This window comes from Stutzerimonas decontaminans (genome assembly GCF_000661915.1).
Classification (GTDB): Bacteria; Pseudomonadota; Gammaproteobacteria; order Pseudomonadales; family Pseudomonadaceae; genus Stutzerimonas; species Stutzerimonas decontaminans.
Window position 1 is genome coordinate 765,697 of record NZ_CP007509.1, and the last position, 16,981, is coordinate 782,677.

Annotated in this window: 17 protein-coding genes; 10 read left to right on the plus strand and 7 right to left on the minus strand. The window is 65.2% G+C overall.

What is annotated here, in order from left to right:
- Nucleotides 1–89 precede the first annotated feature (89 nt).
- The 10 genes from UIB01_RS03465 to UIB01_RS03510 all read left to right on the plus strand — a co-directional run bounded on the left by UIB01_RS03465 (nt 90) and on the right by UIB01_RS03510 (nt 10,397).
- A complete protein-coding gene (locus tag UIB01_RS03465) occupies nt 90–1,400 on the plus strand; it encodes a nitrous oxide reductase family maturation protein NosD (RefSeq protein ID WP_038665372.1) in 1,311 nt (436 codons plus the stop codon).
- Nucleotides 1,397–2,323 (plus strand): ABC transporter ATP-binding protein, encoded by a 927-nt coding sequence (locus UIB01_RS03470; RefSeq protein WP_038656905.1) that lies wholly within the window; start codon nt 1,397–1,399, stop codon nt 2,321–2,323. The genes UIB01_RS03465 and UIB01_RS03470 overlap by 4 nt, the downstream gene beginning before the upstream one ends.
- Nucleotides 2,320–3,150 (plus strand): ABC transporter permease, encoded by an 831-nt coding sequence (locus UIB01_RS03475; RefSeq protein ID WP_038656906.1) that lies wholly within the window; start codon nt 2,320–2,322, stop codon nt 3,148–3,150. Before UIB01_RS03470 ends, UIB01_RS03475 begins: the two co-directional genes overlap by 4 nt.
- A 29-nt stretch (nt 3,151–3,179) precedes the next feature.
- On the plus strand, nt 3,180–3,752 hold the full coding sequence (locus UIB01_RS03480; RefSeq protein WP_038656908.1) for a nitrous oxide reductase accessory protein NosL: 573 nt from the start codon (nt 3,180–3,182) through the stop codon (nt 3,750–3,752).
- A gap of 44 nt (nt 3,753–3,796) precedes the next feature.
- Nucleotides 3,797–3,979 (plus strand): twin-arginine translocase TatA/TatE family subunit, encoded by a 183-nt coding sequence (gene tatA, locus UIB01_RS03485; RefSeq protein WP_080695045.1) that lies wholly within the window; start codon nt 3,797–3,799, stop codon nt 3,977–3,979.
- A 301-nt stretch (nt 3,980–4,280) separates the two neighbouring features.
- Nucleotides 4,281–5,471 (plus strand): NnrS family protein, encoded by a 1,191-nt coding sequence (locus UIB01_RS03490; RefSeq protein ID WP_038656910.1) that lies wholly within the window; start codon nt 4,281–4,283, stop codon nt 5,469–5,471.
- 120 nt (nt 5,472–5,591) lie between these two features.
- Nucleotides 5,592–6,335, plus strand: coding sequence for an SDR family NAD(P)-dependent oxidoreductase (locus UIB01_RS03495; RefSeq protein WP_038665378.1), 744 nt, complete (start codon nt 5,592–5,594; stop codon nt 6,333–6,335).
- Nucleotides 6,336–6,346: 11 nt separating this feature from the next.
- Nucleotides 6,347–7,456, plus strand: a complete 1,110-nt coding sequence (locus tag UIB01_RS03500) for a methyl-accepting chemotaxis protein (RefSeq protein WP_038656912.1) — start codon at nt 6,347–6,349, stop codon at nt 7,454–7,456.
- 263 nt (nt 7,457–7,719) lie between these two features.
- Complete coding sequence (gene ccoN, locus UIB01_RS03505) at nt 7,720–9,162, plus strand: cytochrome-c oxidase, cbb3-type subunit I (RefSeq protein WP_038656914.1); 1,443 nt, start codon at nt 7,720–7,722, stop codon at nt 9,160–9,162.
- Between the two features lie 95 nt (nt 9,163–9,257).
- Nucleotides 9,258–10,397, plus strand: coding sequence for an HPP family protein (locus UIB01_RS03510; protein WP_038656916.1), 1,140 nt, complete (start codon nt 9,258–9,260; stop codon nt 10,395–10,397).
- Between the two features lie 25 nt (nt 10,398–10,422).
- Here UIB01_RS03510 and UIB01_RS03515 read toward each other — a convergent pair whose 3' ends face one another.
- The 7 genes from UIB01_RS03515 to UIB01_RS03545 all read right to left on the minus strand — a co-directional run bounded on the left by UIB01_RS03515 (nt 10,423) and on the right by UIB01_RS03545 (nt 16,789).
- On the minus strand, nt 10,423–11,283 hold the full coding sequence (locus UIB01_RS03515) for a LysR family transcriptional regulator (protein WP_038656918.1): 861 nt from the start codon (nt 11,281–11,283) through the stop codon (nt 10,423–10,425).
- Nucleotides 11,284–11,381: 98 nt separating this feature from the next.
- Nucleotides 11,382–12,905, minus strand: coding sequence for a nitrite reductase (locus UIB01_RS03520; RefSeq protein ID WP_038656920.1), 1,524 nt, complete (start codon nt 12,903–12,905; stop codon nt 11,382–11,384).
- On the minus strand, nt 12,896–13,732 hold the full coding sequence (gene cobA, locus UIB01_RS03525; RefSeq protein WP_038656922.1) for a uroporphyrinogen-III C-methyltransferase: 837 nt from the start codon (nt 13,730–13,732) through the stop codon (nt 12,896–12,898). Before cobA ends, UIB01_RS03520 begins: the two co-directional genes overlap by 10 nt.
- A 70-nt stretch (nt 13,733–13,802) precedes the next feature.
- Nucleotides 13,803–14,984 carry a heme d1 biosynthesis radical SAM protein NirJ gene (gene nirJ / locus UIB01_RS03530; RefSeq protein ID WP_038656924.1) on the minus strand — a complete coding sequence of 394 codons (1,182 nt, stop codon included), beginning with the start codon at nt 14,982–14,984 and terminating at the stop codon, nt 13,803–13,805.
- 169 nt (nt 14,985–15,153) lie between these two features.
- Nucleotides 15,154–15,402, minus strand: a complete 249-nt coding sequence (locus tag UIB01_RS03535; protein WP_038656926.1) for a cytochrome C oxidase subunit IV family protein — start codon at nt 15,400–15,402, stop codon at nt 15,154–15,156.
- Nucleotides 15,403–15,405: 3 nt separating this feature from the next.
- On the minus strand, nt 15,406–15,993 hold the full coding sequence (locus tag UIB01_RS03540; RefSeq protein ID WP_038656928.1) for a cytochrome c oxidase subunit 3: 588 nt from the start codon (nt 15,991–15,993) through the stop codon (nt 15,406–15,408).
- Nucleotides 15,977–16,789 carry a CbbQ/NirQ/NorQ/GpvN family protein gene (locus UIB01_RS03545; RefSeq protein WP_014819171.1) on the minus strand — a complete coding sequence of 271 codons (813 nt, stop codon included), beginning with the start codon at nt 16,787–16,789 and terminating at the stop codon, nt 15,977–15,979. The genes UIB01_RS03540 and UIB01_RS03545 overlap by 17 nt, the downstream gene beginning before the upstream one ends.
- Between the last annotated feature and the right edge of the window lie 192 nt (nt 16,790–16,981).

Consider the following 16,981-nt stretch of genomic DNA (forward strand, 5'->3'; position numbering starts at 1 on the left):
GGTTCAGCGACTGCGCAAGGAGCCTCGGTGCTGCCGAGGCCCTTGCCGCAGTGTTTACCCGCCTGGAAGCTGAAGAAGGTCAAAACGCAGTGTTCAAAGCTCAGGCTACTTTCTCGCGGTACTCAGTGGCAGTTTCGCTGCTGCTTTTATTCAGCGGTGCCGCCCAGGCGGCACCGCAACCCATCACAACCCTCCCGCTGCAGCCCGATGGTGAGAACCGCTGGCGCTTGCCTGCCGGCGAATATCAGGGTCAGTTCACCATCGAGCAGCCCATGCAGCTGCGTTGCGAGCCGGGTGCAATCATCCAGTCGCAAGGGCAGGGCAGCAGCCTGCTGATCAGCGCGCCCGACGTGCTCGTCGATGGTTGCACGCTGCGTGCGTGGGGCGCCGACCTCACCGCGATGGATTCGGCAGTCTTCATCCTGCCTGCGGCCGAGCGTGCGCAGATCAGCAACAACCGCATGCGCGGCCCCGGGTTCGGCGTGTTCGTCGACGGCACCAGCGACGTGCAGGTGATCGGCAACCAGATCGATGGCGACGCCGGCGTTCGCTCGCAGGACCGTGGCAACGGCATTCATCTGTTTGCCGTGAAAGGTGCACGGATCGTCGGCAATCTGGTGCGCGACGTGCGCGATGGCATCTATATCGATACCTCCAACGGCAATCATCTGGAAGGCAACGTCATCGAGGACGTCCGCTACGGCGTGCACTACATGTTCGCCAACGACAACAGCGTGATCGACAACATCACCCGTCGTACCCGCACCGGTTACGCGCTGATGCAGAGCCGCAAGCTGATCGTCACGGGGAACCGTTCCGAGCAGGATCAGAACTACGGCATCCTGATGAACTACATCACCTACTCGACCATCACCGGCAACTTCGTCAGCGACGTGCAGCGCGGCGATACCGGTGGCGACAGCATGATCAGCGGCGGTGAGGGCAAGGCGCTGTTCATCTACAACTCGCTGTTCAACACCATCGAGAACAACCATTTCGAGAAAAGCTCGCTGGGTATCCACCTGACCGCCGGCTCCGAAGACAACCGCATTTCCGGCAACGCCTTCGTCGGCAACCAGCAGCAGGTCAAGTACGTCGCCAGCCGGACCCAGGAATGGTCGGTGGACGGCCGTGGCAACTACTGGAGCGACTACCTGGGCTGGGACCGCAATAACGACGGCCTTGGCGATGTCGCCTACGAACCCAACGACAACGTCGATCGCCTGCTCTGGCTCTACCCGCAGGTGCGCCTGCTGATGAACAGCCCGAGCATCGAGGTGCTGCGCTGGGTGCAGCGGGCCTTCCCGGTGGTCAAGTCGCCGGGTGTGCAGGACAGCCATCCGCTGATGAAGCTGCCCACTGAACAACTCCTAACCGAAAAGCAGGAACCAACGTCATGAACGCCGTCGAGATCCAGGGCGTAAGCCAGCGTTACGGCAGCATGACCGTGCTGCACGATCTGAACCTGAACCTCGGTGAAGGCGAGGTGCTGGGGCTGTTCGGCCATAACGGCGCGGGCAAGACCACCAGCATGAAACTGATTCTCGGCCTGCTCGCGCCGAGCGAGGGCCAGGTGAAAGTCCTGGGCCGTGCGCCGAACGATCCGCAGGTGCGTCGCCAGCTTGGCTACCTGCCAGAGAACGTGACCTTCTATCCGCAGTTGAGCGGCCGCGAAACCCTGCGCCATTTCGCCCGCCTGAAGGGCGCCGCGCTGACCCAGGTGGATGAGCTGCTCGAGCAGGTCGGCCTGGCCCATGCCGCCGATCGCCGGGTGAAGACCTATTCCAAGGGCATGCGCCAGCGCCTCGGTCTGGCCCAGGCGCTGCTTGGCGAACCGAAGCTGCTGCTGCTCGACGAGCCGACCGTGGGCCTTGATCCGATCGCCACCCAGGATCTCTACCAGCTGATCGACCGCCTGCGTCAGCGCGGCACCAGCATCATTCTCTGCTCCCATGTGCTGCCGGGCGTCGAGGCGCACATCAACCGCGCGGCGATCCTCGCCAAGGGGCGCCTGCAGGCGGTCGGCAGCCTGGCGCAACTGCGTGCCGAAGCCGGCCTGCCGGTGCGCATCCGCGCCAGCGGCATCAGCGAGCGGGACAGCTGGCTGCAGCGCTGGACCGATGCCGGGCACAGCGCCCGCGGCCTCAGCGAATCGAGCCTGGAGGTGATCGCGGTCAATGGCCACAAGCTGGTGCTGCTGCGCCAGCTGTTGGGTGAGAGCGAGCCGGAGGACATCGAGATCCACCAGCCGTCGCTGGAAGACCTCTACCGCTATTACATGGAGCGCGCCGGCGACGTGCGCACGCAGGAGGGTCGCGTATGAACCAGGTCTGGAACATCGCCCGCAAGGAACTCAGCGACGGCCTGCGCAACCGTTGGCTGCTCGCCATCAGTCTGCTCTTCGCCGTGCTCGCGGTGGGCATCGCCTGGCTTGGCGCCGCGGCCTCCGGCCAGTTGGGCTTCACCTCGATTCCAGCGACCATCGCCAGTCTGGCGAGCCTGGCCACCTTTCTGATGCCGCTGATCGCGCTGCTGCTGGCCTATGACGCCATCGTCGGTGAGGACGAGGGCGGCACGCTGATGCTGCTGCTGACCTATCCACTGGGCCGTGGGCAGATCCTGCTCGGCAAGTTCGTCGGCCACGGGCTGATTCTTGCCCTGGCGGTGCTGATCGGCTTCGGCTGTGCGGCGCTGGCCATCGCCCTGCTGGTCGATGGTGTCGAACTTGGCCTGCTGCTCTGGGCGTTCGGCCGCTTCATGATTTCCTCGACGCTGCTCGGCTGGGTGTTCCTCGCCTTCGCGTATGTGCTCAGCGGCAAGGTCAGCGAGAAGTCCAGCGCGGCCGGGCTGGCGCTCGGCGTGTGGTTTCTCTTCGTGCTGGTGTTCGATCTGGTGCTGTTGGCGCTGCTGGTGCTCAGTGAGGGCAAGTTCAATCCGGAGTTGCTGCCCTGGCTGCTGCTGCTCAACCCCACCGACATCTACCGGCTGATCAACCTGTCCGGCTTCGAGGGCAGCGGCAGCGCCATGGGCGTGCTGTCGCTGGGCGCCGATCTGCCGGTGCCGACCTCGGTGCTCTGGCTGTGTCTGCTGGCCTGGATCGGCGTATCGCTGCTGCTGGCCTACGGCATCTTCCGTCGGCGCCTGACCTGACTTTCATGTATCGAGAAGGAAATCCCTCTATGAACGCTCTGCATCGCATTGGCGCCGGAACGCTCCTGACCCTGTTGCTCGCCTTCGGCCTGACCGGCTGCGGCGAAAAGGAGGAGGTCCAGCAGGCGCTCGAGCCGGTGGCCTTCCATGACAGTGACGAATGCCATGTCTGCGGCATGATCATCACCGACTTTCCCGGCCCCAAGGGGCAGGCAGTGGAGAAGGGCGGGGTGAAGAAGTTCTGCTCCACCGCCGAGATGCTCGGCTGGTGGTTGCAGCCGGAGAATCGCCTGCTCAATGCCAAGCTTTATGTGCACGACATGGGGCGTAGCGTCTGGGAGCACCCGGACGATGGTCATCTGATCGACGCAACCAGCGCCTACTATGTGGTCGGCACATCGCTCAAGGGCGCCATGGGCGCGTCTCTGGCGACGTTCGCCGAAGAGCAGGCCGCCCTGCGTCTGGCCGAGGAACACGGTGGCCGCGTATTGCGCTTCGATCAGATCGACCAGGCACTGCTGCAGGAAGCGGCGAGCATGCAGCACGGCGGCATGCACGGGCACATGCCCAGCGATTCACACAACGCACACGGCAGCCACTGAGCTCAGGGCTGCAATCGATTTTCGGCACATCCGAGGTAAGCACAATGATGGGTATCAGCGTCTGGCAACTTCTGATCATTCTCCTGATCGTGGTCATGCTGTTCGGCACCAAGCGCCTGCGTGGCCTGGGATCCGATCTGGGCAGTGCGATCAGCGGTTTTCGCAAGTCGGTGAGTGACGGCGAAACCACCGCGCAGGCCGAAACGGTCAAGCAGGAACTCAAATAACCTCGTTCATAGGCTGACGGCGCAGGCAGGCTTCTGCCTGTGCGCGCCTGCTGGTAGTCGAGAAGGGCTAGCCGCCCGGAAAAATGGTGATTGCGGCGCACTGCAACGGTGCGCCTGCGCTCGGCTCAGCACTCCGGCCGTCGCTTGTTTTCCGCGTCGAAGAAAATCTGATCGCAATCAAGTCTGTCGAAGCCTCCTACCCTGTAGAAAGTAGTCCTGGCTCTCAAATTTGAGAGCGCTCAACGATCCGGTGCGCAGGTATTGCGGCGTCGCCGGATATGGCAAGTCTGGAGGCCCTTCCGTGCAAGTTATCGATCGGCGAAAAGCCCTGAGTATTCCGCCCGTCTGGCGACTCGCATTTCGCCCGTTCTTTCTCGCCGGCAGTCTGTATGCACTGCTGGCAATACCGCTCTGGGTCGCTGCCTGGACTGGCCTGTGGCCGGGCTTCCAACCGACCGGTGGCTGGCTGGCCTGGCACCGTCACGAGATGCTGTTCGGTTTCGCCATGGCCATCGTCGCCGGCTTTCTGCTGACCGCGGTACAGACCTGGACCGGCCAGACGGCACCCTCCGGGAAACGACTGATGGGTTTGGCGCTGGTCTGGCTGGCGGCCCGCCTGGGCTGGCTGTTCGGCCTGCCCGCCGCGTGGCTGGCTCCGCTGGATCTGCTGTTCCTGCTGGCACTGGCGTGGATGATGGCGCGGATGCTCTGGGCGGTGCGGCAGAAGCGCAACTACCCCATCGTGGTGGTGCTGTCGCTGATGCTGGGTGCCGATGTGCTGACGCTGACCGGCTTGCTGCAAGGTAACGATGCGCTGCAGCGCCAGGGCGTACTGGCCGGCCTGTGGCTGGTCGCAGCGCTGATGGCGCTGATCGGCGGGCGGGTGATTCCGTTCTTCACCCAACGCGGGTTGGGCAAGGTCGAGGCGGTCAAACCCTGGGTCTGGCTGGATATCGCCTTGCTGGTAGGCACTGGCGTGATCGCCCTGTTGCACGCATTCGGCTTGGCCATGCGCCCGCAGCCGCTGCTGGGCCTGCTGTTCGTCGCCATCGGCGTCGGCCATTTGCTGCGCCTGGCGCGCTGGTATGACAAGGGTATCTGGAAGGTCGGCCTGCTCTGGTCGCTGCATCTGGCGATGCTCTGGCTGGTGGTGGCCGCGTTCGGTCTGGCGCTCTGGCATTTCGGTTTGCTGGCGCAGTCCAGTCCATCGCTGCACGCACTGAGCGTGGGCTCCATGAGCGGACTGATCCTGGCAATGATCGCGCGGGTCACCCTCGGCCATACCGGCCGGCCGCTGCAGCTGCCGGCGGGCATTGTCGGCGCGTTCGTGCTGTTCAATCTCGGCACCGCGGCACGAGTGTTCCTCTCCGTCGCCTGGCCGGTTGGCGGCCTGTGGCTGGCTGCGCTCTGCTGGACTCTGGCCTTCGCACTCTATGCCTGGCGCTATGCGCCGATGCTGGTCGCCGCGCGCGTGGACGGTCATCCGGGCTGAACCCGGAACGTGAATCGGGCGGGTGCGCGTCTGCGCCTGTCCGCGAAATTACCTAGCCCCCAAAAACGCTGCCTTGCGAGGCGGCCTGTGACTCGGCACGCGTCGAGCTCGGAGATGATGATGAAAAGCGAGTTTCAGGATCGTCTGGCTGTTGTCACCGGAGCCAGCTCCGGGATCGGACTGGCATTGTGTGCAGCGCTGCTGCAACGGGGCGCGCGCGTACTGGCGATGTCGCGCACCATCGGCGGGCTCGAGCCGCTGCTGGAAACCCATGCCGAGCAGTTGCAGTGGCTCGGCGGTGATGTGACCTCTGCGGGGGATCTGGCTCAGCTGGCCCGGCGGGCTGCGCAGTTGGGGCCGGTGCATTACCTGGTGCCCAACGCCGGTATCGCCGAATTGGCCGATGGGCTGGACATGGCGGCATTCGACCGCCAGTGGGCGGTCAATGGCGCGGGGGCGCTGAACACCTTTGCCGCTCTGCGCAACGAGCTGGCCAAGCCGGCGTCGGTGGTTTTCGTCGGCACCTTCCTGATCCGCTCCACCTTCCCGGGGCTGGCGGCCTACATCGCCAGCAAGGCAGCGTTGGCGGCGCAGGCGCGCACGCTGGCGGTGGAGTTCGCACCGCTGGATGTACGCATCAACATGGTTTCACCCGGCCCGACCGCCACCGCCATCTGGGGCTCACTGGGACTCGACGACGACCAACTCGAAGCGGTCGCCGACGGCGTCACCAAGCGCCTGTTGCCGGGGCATTTCCTCGAGTCGGCGGCCGTGGCCAACGTCATCCTGTTCCAGCTTTCGCAGGGCGCGCGCGGCGTGTTCGGCCAGGATTGGGTGGTGGATAACGGCTACACCATCAGCTGAGGGGTGCCCGCATGTGGTTCAAGTGGAAGAACAGCGCGACACGCCTGCAACAGGAGCTGAATGCGTTGCAGGCCAGCCACGCCGAACAGTCGGCCCGCGTCGCTGCGCTGGAGCAGCAGCTACAGGCGAGCGAAGCTGCCAGCCAGCAACGCCAGCGACAGCTCGACTATTACCGAGGCGTGTCGGAAAAGCTGATCCGCTTCAGCACTTCGGTGGCCCATCTGGGGGAGTCGTTCGAGTTTCTCACCGGCCAATTGGGCGATAACAAGGCCCGTGCCGGCGAGGTGGCCGCCGCGGCGCTGAGCAACCAGAAGCATTTCGGCGAGCTGCAGGGCAAGGCCGCCGAGATGGAGGGCGGCCTGGGCCAGGCCTCGAGCAAGGTCGACACCCTTGCCGAGCGCTCACAGGAGATCAACGGCATCGTCGATCTCATCAGCGGCATCGCCAGCCAGACCAATCTGCTGGCGCTGAATGCCGCGATCGAGGCGGCACGTGCCGGCGAAGCCGGGCGCGGGTTCGCGGTCGTCGCCGGGGAGATTCGCAGCCTGGCGGAAAAGACCGCGCTGGCGACCGATGACATCGTGCGCAAGATTGGCGAAGTGCAGGCCGAAATCCGCAACGTGCATGACTACATCCAGCTGCAGGGCAGCCACGCCAAGGGCTTCAGCCGAACCACCGAGGCGGCGGTCGAGGCCATGCGCACCCTCCACCAACTGGCCGGCACAATGCGCGCGAGCAGCGCCGCATCGTCTTTCCGTGCCGGCATCGAACTGGCCAATCTCGACGAGCTGTCGCTGAAGTTCGTGGTGTACAACCACCTGTTGAGCGATCAGGCACTGCCGATTCCGCAGCTGCCGAGCGAGCGCGACTGTCGTTTCGGTCGCTGGTACTACGGCGAGGGCAACCGCGACATCCAGGCGCTGGACTGCTTCCGGCAGATCGAGCGGCCCCATACGGCTGTGCATGCCCAGGGGCAGGCGGCACTGGATGCCTTCGCCCGAGACGCCCTGGAAAATGCGCTGCGCCACCTGGGCCAGATGGAGGACGCCAACCTGGAGGTCATGCGCATCGTCACCGCCGTGGTCGATCAGTACGAGAAAGGGGCGACCCGCGCAGCCTGATGAGACGCCTGGATGCCAGGCAGCATTCTTTGATGCAAAAATATTGCGCTTATCGAGCAATACTATTCGTTAGATAACATTTAATTCACCGCTGACAATGCGCAGGCATTCCGTCTGCGCGGCAATCCGTCGCGCTCGATATGAACCGATCCCAGGAGGAGCGGCGAGCGGATGCGGCGTGCCGGTCCGTCGACCATTGTCAGCGCTGCGCTGGCAGATTTCGATGTTCGTTCACTGGCGCCCGCGTCGGCCGTCCGGCGAGCATGAGCGAACAGCACGACAATCCCGAACCGATTCCCTACAACTACCAGGTGGTGCGCCAGTTCACCCTGATGACGCTGGTCTGGGGTGTGCTCGGCATGGGCCTCGGGGTGTTCATCGCCGCTCAGCTGGTGTGGCCGCAGCTGAACTTCGACCTGCCCTGGACCAGCTTCGGCCGGCTGCGGCCGATCCACACCAATCTGGTGATCTTCGCCTTCGGTGGCGGCGCGCTGTTCGCCTCGTCCTTCTACATCGTCCAGCGCACCAGCCATGCCCGGCTGATTTCCGATCGGCTGGCGGCACTGGTGTTCTGGGGCTGGCAGGCAGCCTGTGTGGCAATGCCGATCAGCTACGCGCTGGGCTACACCACGTCCAAGGAATACGCCGAGATGGAGTGGCCGATCGCACTCTGGGTGACGCTGATCTGGGTGCTCTACGCCTATCTGTTCTTCGGCACCATCGCCCGCCGGCGCAACCGCCACATCTACGTCGGCAACTGGTTCTTTGGCGCCTTCATCATCGTCACCGGCATGGTGCACATCATCAACCACGCGCTGGTGCCGGTAAGCCTGCTCAAGTCCTATTCGATGTATTCGGGGGCCACCGATGCAATGGTGCAGTGGTGGTACGGGCACAGCGTGGTGGGCTTCATCCTTTCGGTCGGCTTCCTCGGGATGATGTACTACTTCGTGCCCAAGCAGGCCGGGCGGCCGATCTACTCGTACCGCCTGTCCATCGTGCACTTCTGGGCGATCATCTCGATCTACATCTGGGCCGGCCCGCATCACCTGCACTACACCGCGCTGCCGGACTGGGCACAGAGTCTCGGCATGGTGATGTCGATCATCCTCCTGGCGCCGAGCTGGGGCGGCATGATCAACGGCATGATGACCCTTTCCGGTGCCTGGCATAAGTTGCGCACCGACCCGATCCTGCGCTTCCTGGTGGTTTCGCTGGCGTTCTACGGTATGTCGACCTTCGAAGGCCCGATGATGGCGATAAAGACGGTCAACGCCCTGTCGCACTACACCGACTGGACCATCGGCCACGTACACGCCGGGGCGCTGGGCTGGGTGGCGATGATCTCCATCGGCTCGCTGTACCACCTGATCCCGCGGCTCTGGGGGCGCGAGCAGATGCACAGCATCGGCCTGATCAACGCGCACTTCTGGCTGGCCACCATCGGCACCGTGCTCTACATCGCCTCGATGTGGGTCAACGGCATCACCCAGGGGCTGATGTGGCGGGCGATCAACGAAGACGGCACGCTGACCTACTCGTTCGTCGAGGCGCTGGAAGCCAGCCATCCCGGCTACATCGTGCGCATGGCCGGCGGCGCCATCTTCGCCAGCGGCATGCTGCTGATGGCGCTGAACACCTGGCTGACCGTGCGCACCCGCCGCGACGAGCGGATGCCGCAGGCAGCGCGGTTGCTGGCCAGCTGAACGCCGCGCCAGGTTTTCCGCTCATACGGGTCCATGGACGGACTTCCTCACCCGCCCATCGGACGGCAGCTTCGCTTTCGACACAAGCAGGACCAATGCACGACTCTCTCGCCCTCTGGATTCGCTCGTTTCTTCCCGTCCCGTTGAATGCTTCGCCGAAGGAGTGGCTGCGCGCCGCCCTCGGTGTCGCCATCGTCATGCCGCTGGTGTTCTGCAGTGGCTATCTGCTGGTCGGCAGTTCGCTGACCCTGCAGATCATGGGGCCAGCCGGCGCCTCGGCGGTGCTGGTCTTCGTCGCCTCGTCCAGCCCGTTCGCCCAGCCGTGGGCGGTGCTGGTTGGCAACCTGCTGGCGGCGCTGATAGGCATCGCTCTGGGCATGAGCGGCCTGCCCAGCGTCGCCTCGCTGGCTCTGGCGGCGTGCCTGTCGCTGCTCTGCCTGTTCTACCTGCGCTGCCTGCATCCGCCGAGCATCGCGCTGGCGCTGGTGGCGGCGGTCGGCAGCCCGGAATTGCATCAGCTGGGCTTCATGCTGATCGGGCCGGTGCTGTTCTATTCGGCACTCCTGGTGGCGGTCGCGCTGGTCTACAACAACCTGACCGGGCATCCCTATCCGAAGCCGCGGCTGAGCCGCGAGAACAGCCATCACACCCGCGACCTGCCGCCGGGTGAGCGCATGAGCTTCACCCATGACGACGTGGATCGCGCACTGCAGGAGTTTGGCGAGTATGTCGACGTCACCCGTGACGACCTGGAACGCTTGATCAAGCAGACCGAGAAGCACGCACTGCGCCGCAGCATGGGCGAGATCACTGCGGCTCACGTGATGTCGCGCGACCTGTACTGGCACACGCCGGATACCTTCATCGAGCAGGCCTGGCAGACCCTGCAGGTGCACCGGCTGCGCTCGCTGCCAGTGGTGCAGGGCGACGACCATCGGCTGGTCGGTATCGTCACCCAGGTGGATCTGCTCAAGCACTTCCACCCGCGCCCGGGGCGGCTCAGTTTCGGTCAGCTGAACTTCCTGCGCGGCATCAAGCTGCGCGCGATCATGAGTTCGCCGGTAGTCTCGGTGACGGCCGATACGCACATGGTCGAGCTGGTGTATCTGCTCTCGGATCGCGGCCTGCACTGTCTGCCGGTGGTCGATGCGCAGCAGCGGCTGGTGGGCATGATCACCCAGACCGACCTGATCGCCGCGCTCTATCGCAACTGGCTCAAGCAACTGCCGGACTGAGTGGTGCCGTTTCAGGCCGCGGCATTCATATCTCGTAGTACCAGCGCGACCAGTCGTAATCATCGAGGGCGACCTCCCGCAGCAGCTCGATGGCCCTGATCAGTGCAGGCGACTCACTGGCGCGGGCGTGCACCAGATAGATCGGGTAGGAAAACTCCGGGGCCTGCTCCACTCGTTTGAGAATGCCCTCGTCCAGATAGCGCTGAACCACGCGGGTGCGGAAGTAGCCGCGTCCACCACATTGCACCAGGTATTGCAGCGCCAGCGGGCCGAGGCTGAAGGACAGCGCGGCACGAGTGCATTCGGGCAACGCCTGGTTGTGCTGCTTGCGAAAGGCCGGGCCCCAATCCACGTATAGGTAAGGCGCAGGATTCTGCGTCTGCACCACCTGAATCAGCTTTTCTTCCAGCAGCTGCTCGACCTGCAGCCCAGGCCAATACTCCGGTTGGTGCACCAGCGCGGCGTCGAGTACGCCGAGGTCGAGCTTCTTCTGCAGCTCTTCACCGCTGGCAACCTCCAGCCGCACGGCATGGCTGGGCAGGCTCTGACGCAGGCGCTGGACCCAGGCCAGCATCAGCGGATTGCACAGGCTGACCTCGGAGCCGAGGGTCAGCAGCTTGCCGCCACCCTGCGACAGCGGCAGGTCGCGCCGCGCGGCTTCCCAGGTCTGCACCAGCTGGTTGGCATAGGCGACGAAGCGTTCGCCATCATCGGTCAGCCGCGCCCCGGCGCGATTGCGTACGAACAGCCGGCAGCCGAGCTGACTTTCCAGGTTGTGCACCCGCGCGGTCACGGCAGTCTGGGTGATATGCAGACGTTCGGCGGTGGCGATGAAACTGCCGCTGCGAATGATCTCGAGGAATGTGCGGGCGAGATCGATGTCCATGGTCGGCCTTCAGTGCAATAAAAGTGATGGGACCATGGATTGTATTGGCTCGCGGCTGATAGGTCGCCCGCCGATCTCGCCGGGCGACACTGGCAGAGCTAGTGTGAGGTGCCTTCGGCGAACTCGATCTTGTTGCCGACGTTGTACTTGCCGGAGGGCTTGTTCATCGGGATACGTTTGACCTCCTCCAGCGTCTTGGCGTCGTAGACGAGCAGGGCGCCGTCGGTGTCCCAGACGCTGAGCAGGGCGTAGCGACCGTCGTTGGTGAACTCGACGTGGGCGGCGTTCTTGCCCGGCATCGGCCGCAGGGTGTGGGCGACTTCCAGGGTCTGCTTGTCGATCAGGTGCACGGCGTCGTTGTTCGGGCCGAAGAACACGTCGGTCCAGGCGTAGGGCGAGCTGGCCTGGCTGCGCATGAAGAAGCCCGGACCTTCGGTGGGAATCTCCTTGATCAGCTTCCAGGTTTCCAGATCCAGCACCGAGATCAGCCCCTTGCTGACGTTAGGCGTGGCGAACACCCACTTGCCGTCGCGCTTCCAGTAAATGCCCGAGCCCAGGTGCGGCATGCCCGGCAGCGGAATGTCTGTGACTGCCTCGCCGGTGTCCAGATCGATCACCTGGCCGCCGTGGGCCTTGCGTGAAGTGGCCAGCAGGTGGCGGTAGTCGGGGGTGAAGGAGAAGTCGTCGAGATAGTCGGCTGCCTTGATCCGTCGTGGTTCGAAGGTCGGCTCGCCAGCATAGGAGAGCTCCCAGGCTTCCTGCACGTCTTTCAGGGCGACCACGAAGCTGTCGCGTGGCGGTGCGGTGTACACGGCGCTGACCCGGGACGGCGTGCCGTCCTGGCCGACCGCGGGGATGTGCTTGACCAGCGACAGGTCGCGGGCATCGAGCAAAACCAGATTGCCCGGCAGGTAGTTGCCCACCAGCACCCAGCGGCCATCGTTGCTGACCGCCAGGTTGCGCGTGTTCAGCCCGGCGCGGACCTCGGCGATCATGCTCAGGTTGTGCAGGTCGTAGACGCTGACCCAGCCGTCGCGGGAGGCGAAGTAGACGAAGCGGCCATCCGGCGAGAACTTCGGCCCGCCATGCAGGGCGAAGTGCGACTGGAAGTTCGCCAGCTCCTCGAAACGATCGCCGTCCAGCACCCGGACGTGGTGATTGCCAGCCTCGACCACCACGAACAGGTTGAGCGGGTCGGCGCCGTGCTGCGGGGTCGTCGGCAGCGTGGCGACATCGGTGAGAATGCGATGGCTGGCGCGGATGTCGGCGTCGCTCCAGGTCGGTGGCACGGCAGAGGGCTGATACAGGTAATCGACCAGGCCGGTGATCTGCGCGTCGTCCAGCACGTGGGAGTAGGCGGCCATCTGGCTCGCCGGACGGCCGTCACGAATCACCGCATGGGCTTCGGTCGGCTTGATGCGGCTGAGGCTTTCCGGCAACAGCGCCGGGCCGGCGCCGCCGAGACGATTGACGCCGTGGCAGCTCTGGCAGTGTTGTTCGTACAGCGCCTGACTGTCGGCTGGCTGGGTTGCCGCGGCAGCCCGCGGAATGGCCAGGTCGAGGGCGACGAAGGTGGCTGCAGGCAGCGCGGCGGCCAGCAGCAGGGCGGGTATCAGTTGCATAAGGCCTCCGATTGCGGGACTGGGTCACCGTGCAGCCGCGCTGGGTGTTGGACCTGGCGCTCGGCGAACAGGCCGACCACCCGACCGATCACAGTCAGGGTCGGCGGCGTAAGGTGCTGCTCGTCGGCCATGCTCGGCAGCTGGCGCAGCGTGCAGCGCACCACCTGCTGGTTCTCCCGGGTGCCATTGCCGATCAGCGCGGCGGGCGTGTCCACCGGCAGGCCGGCGGAAATCAGGTTGCGCGAGATCTCGCCGAGGCTGGCCAGGCCCATGTAGAACACCAGCGTCTGCCCGCCCTGCGCCAGGGCGTCCCAGGGCAGATGCAACTCGCCGTTGGTCTGCAGGTGGCCGGTGATGAACTGGCAGGAATGCGCCAGGTCGCGGTGAGTCAGTGGAATCCCGGCATAGGCGCTGCAGCCGGCCGCGGCGGTGATGCCCGGCACCACCTGGCAGTCGATACCGCGCTGCAGAAGGAATTCTAGTTCCTCGGCACCGCGGCCGAAGATGAACGGGTCGCCGCCCTTGAGCCGCACCACGCGCTTGTTCTGCAGGGCCAGGTCGGCCAGCAGCTGGTTGATCTCCGGCTGCGGCAGGCTGTGGTAACCGCTGGTCTTGCCGACGTAGTGGCGGCTGCAATCGGCCGGCAGCAGCGCCATCAACCCGTCGCTGACCAGGCGGTCGTAGACCACCGCGTCGGCCTGCTGCAGCAGGCTCCAGGCACGCAGGGTGAGCAGGCCGGGGTCGCCCGGGCCGGCGCCGACCAGAGCGACTTCGCCCGGGGCGAACGCGGCGCTCAGCGAGGCGGGAAATGTGAGTGGCTGGTCCATGCGGTGCTCCTGAATTCTCATCGGGCTTACGGAGTGCGTTGCTGCGGCGCTTTGTCGGCCGCTCGATCGGTCAGATGGCAATGCTGGGAATGCGCTCGGCTGTGGGGCGGCCGATCTCCTCGTCGGAGAGGTAGCAGCCCGGGTCTTCGGCCCAGAGATCGCCCTGCGCCCAGGCGCGGGTGCGGGTGTTGCCGTTGCAGATCGCCAGCCAGCGGCAGTCGGCGCAGCGACCGCCGACCGCGCGCGGATGCTGGCGCAGCTCCTGCAGCAGCGGCGCCGGCTCGTTCAGCCAGATGTCGCTGAAGCGCTGGCGGCGCACGTTGCCAACGGTGTGCTGCCACCAGTAGGTGTCTGGGTGCACGTCGCCGATGTTGTCGATGTTGGCGATGCCGCTGCCGGAGGCGTTGCCGCCCCAGGCGCGCAGCATGCCTTCCAGGCGCTCGCGATGTTCCGGCAAACGTTCCTCGACCCACTGCAGCAGCAGGACCGCATCGGCGTCGTTGTTGCCGCTGACGAAATCGGTCTCGCGGCCGTGCTGGACGTCGTCCCAGGCCTGCTCGAAGAGCTGACGCATGGCGTCGCGGGTCATCTGGTGATGGGCGTCGGCCTTGCTGCTGCGCTTGCCGCGGCCGCTGTAGTTGAGGTGCGAGAGGTAGAACTTCTGCACATCGTGTTCGCGCATCAGCGCCAGCAACGCCGGCAGCTGCGGGTAGTTGTTCTGCGTCAGGGTGGTGCGCAGGCCGACTCGGATGTCGCGCTGGCGGCACAGGTCGATGGCATGCATGGACGCGGCGAAGCTGCCCTTGAGCTGGCGCCATTCGTCATGCACCGCCTCCAGGCCGTCGATGCTGATGCCGACGTAGTCGAACTGCGCGGCGGCGATACGCTCGATGTTGTTCTCGTCGATCAGCGTGCCGTTGGTCGACAGCGCAACGAAGAAACCCTTGTCCCGGGCGTAATCGGCGAGCTGGAAGATGTCGCCCCGCAGCAGCGGCTCGCCGCCGGAGAGGATCAGCACGCGTACACCGGCCTCGTGCAGGTCGTCGATCACCTTCAGCGCCTCGGCGGTATCCAGTTCGTCGCGGAACTCGCTGTCGGCGGAGGTCGCGTAACAGTGCTTGCAGGTCAGGTTGCAGCGCCTGAGCAGGTTCCAGATCACCACGGGTGGGCGCTTGCCGCTGGCGCTGCGGGCACCGAGCACCTTGGTGGCCGGTTGGGCCAGGGCGCGCAGGTAATGGCTGATTCTCAACATGGGGCGGCTCCGCTTCGGCAGCGTGTTTCGCAGGGCATGCCGTGGTGGCCGCCCGTTCCTTGAGCAGCAGGATCAACGAGCGGGGTAGGGCTGGCCTTGATCGGAAACAATAAAAGTCGCGGGGCGTGGCTGACCGCATCGTCAGCTTCTTGCGGCGGTGTACCGTTGGTCAGAGCAGGGTCAGCAGCACGCCGAGCACCAGTACCAGCGGCCAGGCGAGCAGCAGCAGACGCCACGCCCGCGGAGCGTGGCGCAGCTCCATGAAGCCGTCGGTGATCAGCCAGGCCTTGCCGAACGCCGTGAGCAGAACGGCTCCGGTCAACGCCAGTGTGGCGCCGGCATTGCCCAGCAGCACGGTGGACACCGACAGCAGTGCCAGGCCGAGCCAGCAGGCCACCAGAATCTTCGAAGCAGACATGACTTACCTCAGCACGTAGACCAGCGGGAACAGCAGCACCCAGACCATATCCACCATGTGCCAGTAGAGCACTCCGGACTCCAGGCCGCTGTGCTCGTCCGGCCCGTAGGCGCCGCGGCGGCAGCGCATGGCCAGCCATCCGAGAATCACCATGCCCAGCAGCACATGCAGGAAGTGAAAGCCCGTCAGAATCCAGTACAGGGTGAAGAAGGTGTTGTGTTCCATGCCCAGGCCGAGCCCGGCCAGGTGGCTGTACTCGTTGAGCTTGAGCACCACGTAGACGCAGGACGAGCCCAGCGCGGCGAGCAGCAACAGCGTCGCGCGCCCGGACCGGGCCTCGCGCACCTGTTCCACCGCCAGGGCGGCGAACAGGCCTGAGGTCAGTAGGCTCAGGGTCAGCGCCAGGCCGATGGAGCTGTCCAGCGCCGCGCGGCTCTCGCTGAACAGCTGCGGATTGAGCATCTGCGTGGCGGCGAACGCCAGGATCAGAATGGCGAAGACTGTCAGCTCGGCGAGGATGAAGAACCACATCGCCAAGTCACCCGGCAGGCGCCGGGACCGTTGGCTGGTGGCTTCAAGCGAAGTGGACATCGACCACATCCATCAGCGCGGCGACCGTCTGCGGGTCATCCGACAGCGGCTCGGCGAGGCAGGCCAGGCAGGCCTGCCGCGGCGTCATGCCGGAGCGGATCATCCGCGCGGTGAAGATCAGCAGGCGGGTCGAGGCGACTTCCTCCAGATCATGCTGCTCCAACCGGCGTAGCGCCTGGCCGAGCTTGACCACCTGGGCGGCGAGCTCGTCATCCACCTGCGCCTCGTTGGCGACGATGCGCACCTCCTCGGCGGCCGGCGGGTAATCGAAGCGCATCGCCACGAAGCGCTGGCGGGTACTCGGCTTCATGCCTTTGAGCAGGTTCTGGTAACCGGGGTTGTAGGACACCACCAGCATGAAACCCGGCGGCGCCTTGAGCGCCTCGCCGGTGCGCTCGATGAACAGCTCGCGGCGGTCGTCGGCCAGCGGGTGCAGTACCACCGCGGTGTCCTGCCGCGCCTCGACCACCTCGTCCAGGTAGCAGATGCCGCCTTCGCGCACCGCTCGGGTCAGCGGGCCGTCCTGCCACCAGGTGCCCTGGGCGCCGATCAGGTGACGACCGACCAAATCGGCGGCGGAGAGGTCGTCATGGCAGGCCACTGTGTACAGCGGCAGGTTCAGCCGATGCGCCATGTGCTGCACGAAACGAGTCTTGCCGCAGCCGGTCGGGCCCTTGATCAGCACCGGCATGCCGTGCTGCCAGGCCTGCTGGAACAGTTGCTCCTCGTTGCCCAGCGGTTGGTAGAAGGGCGCGTCAGGCGTGCCGGCGGCAGTCGGGATTTCAATCGCATTCACAGGCAAGTACCTCACGGCAGCAGTTGGTTATTTCCATCGCCACGCTACCGGCCCCACCGACCCCTCTCAAGCCATCCGCCGGCAAAGCTTGATTGCGATCAAGTCCCGCGCCTGATGCCTGCCAATCGAAGCCGATTCCAGACGTTTCGGCCCATTGCGCCCGCGACAAGGCGTCACGCTGAGGGGGTGCCG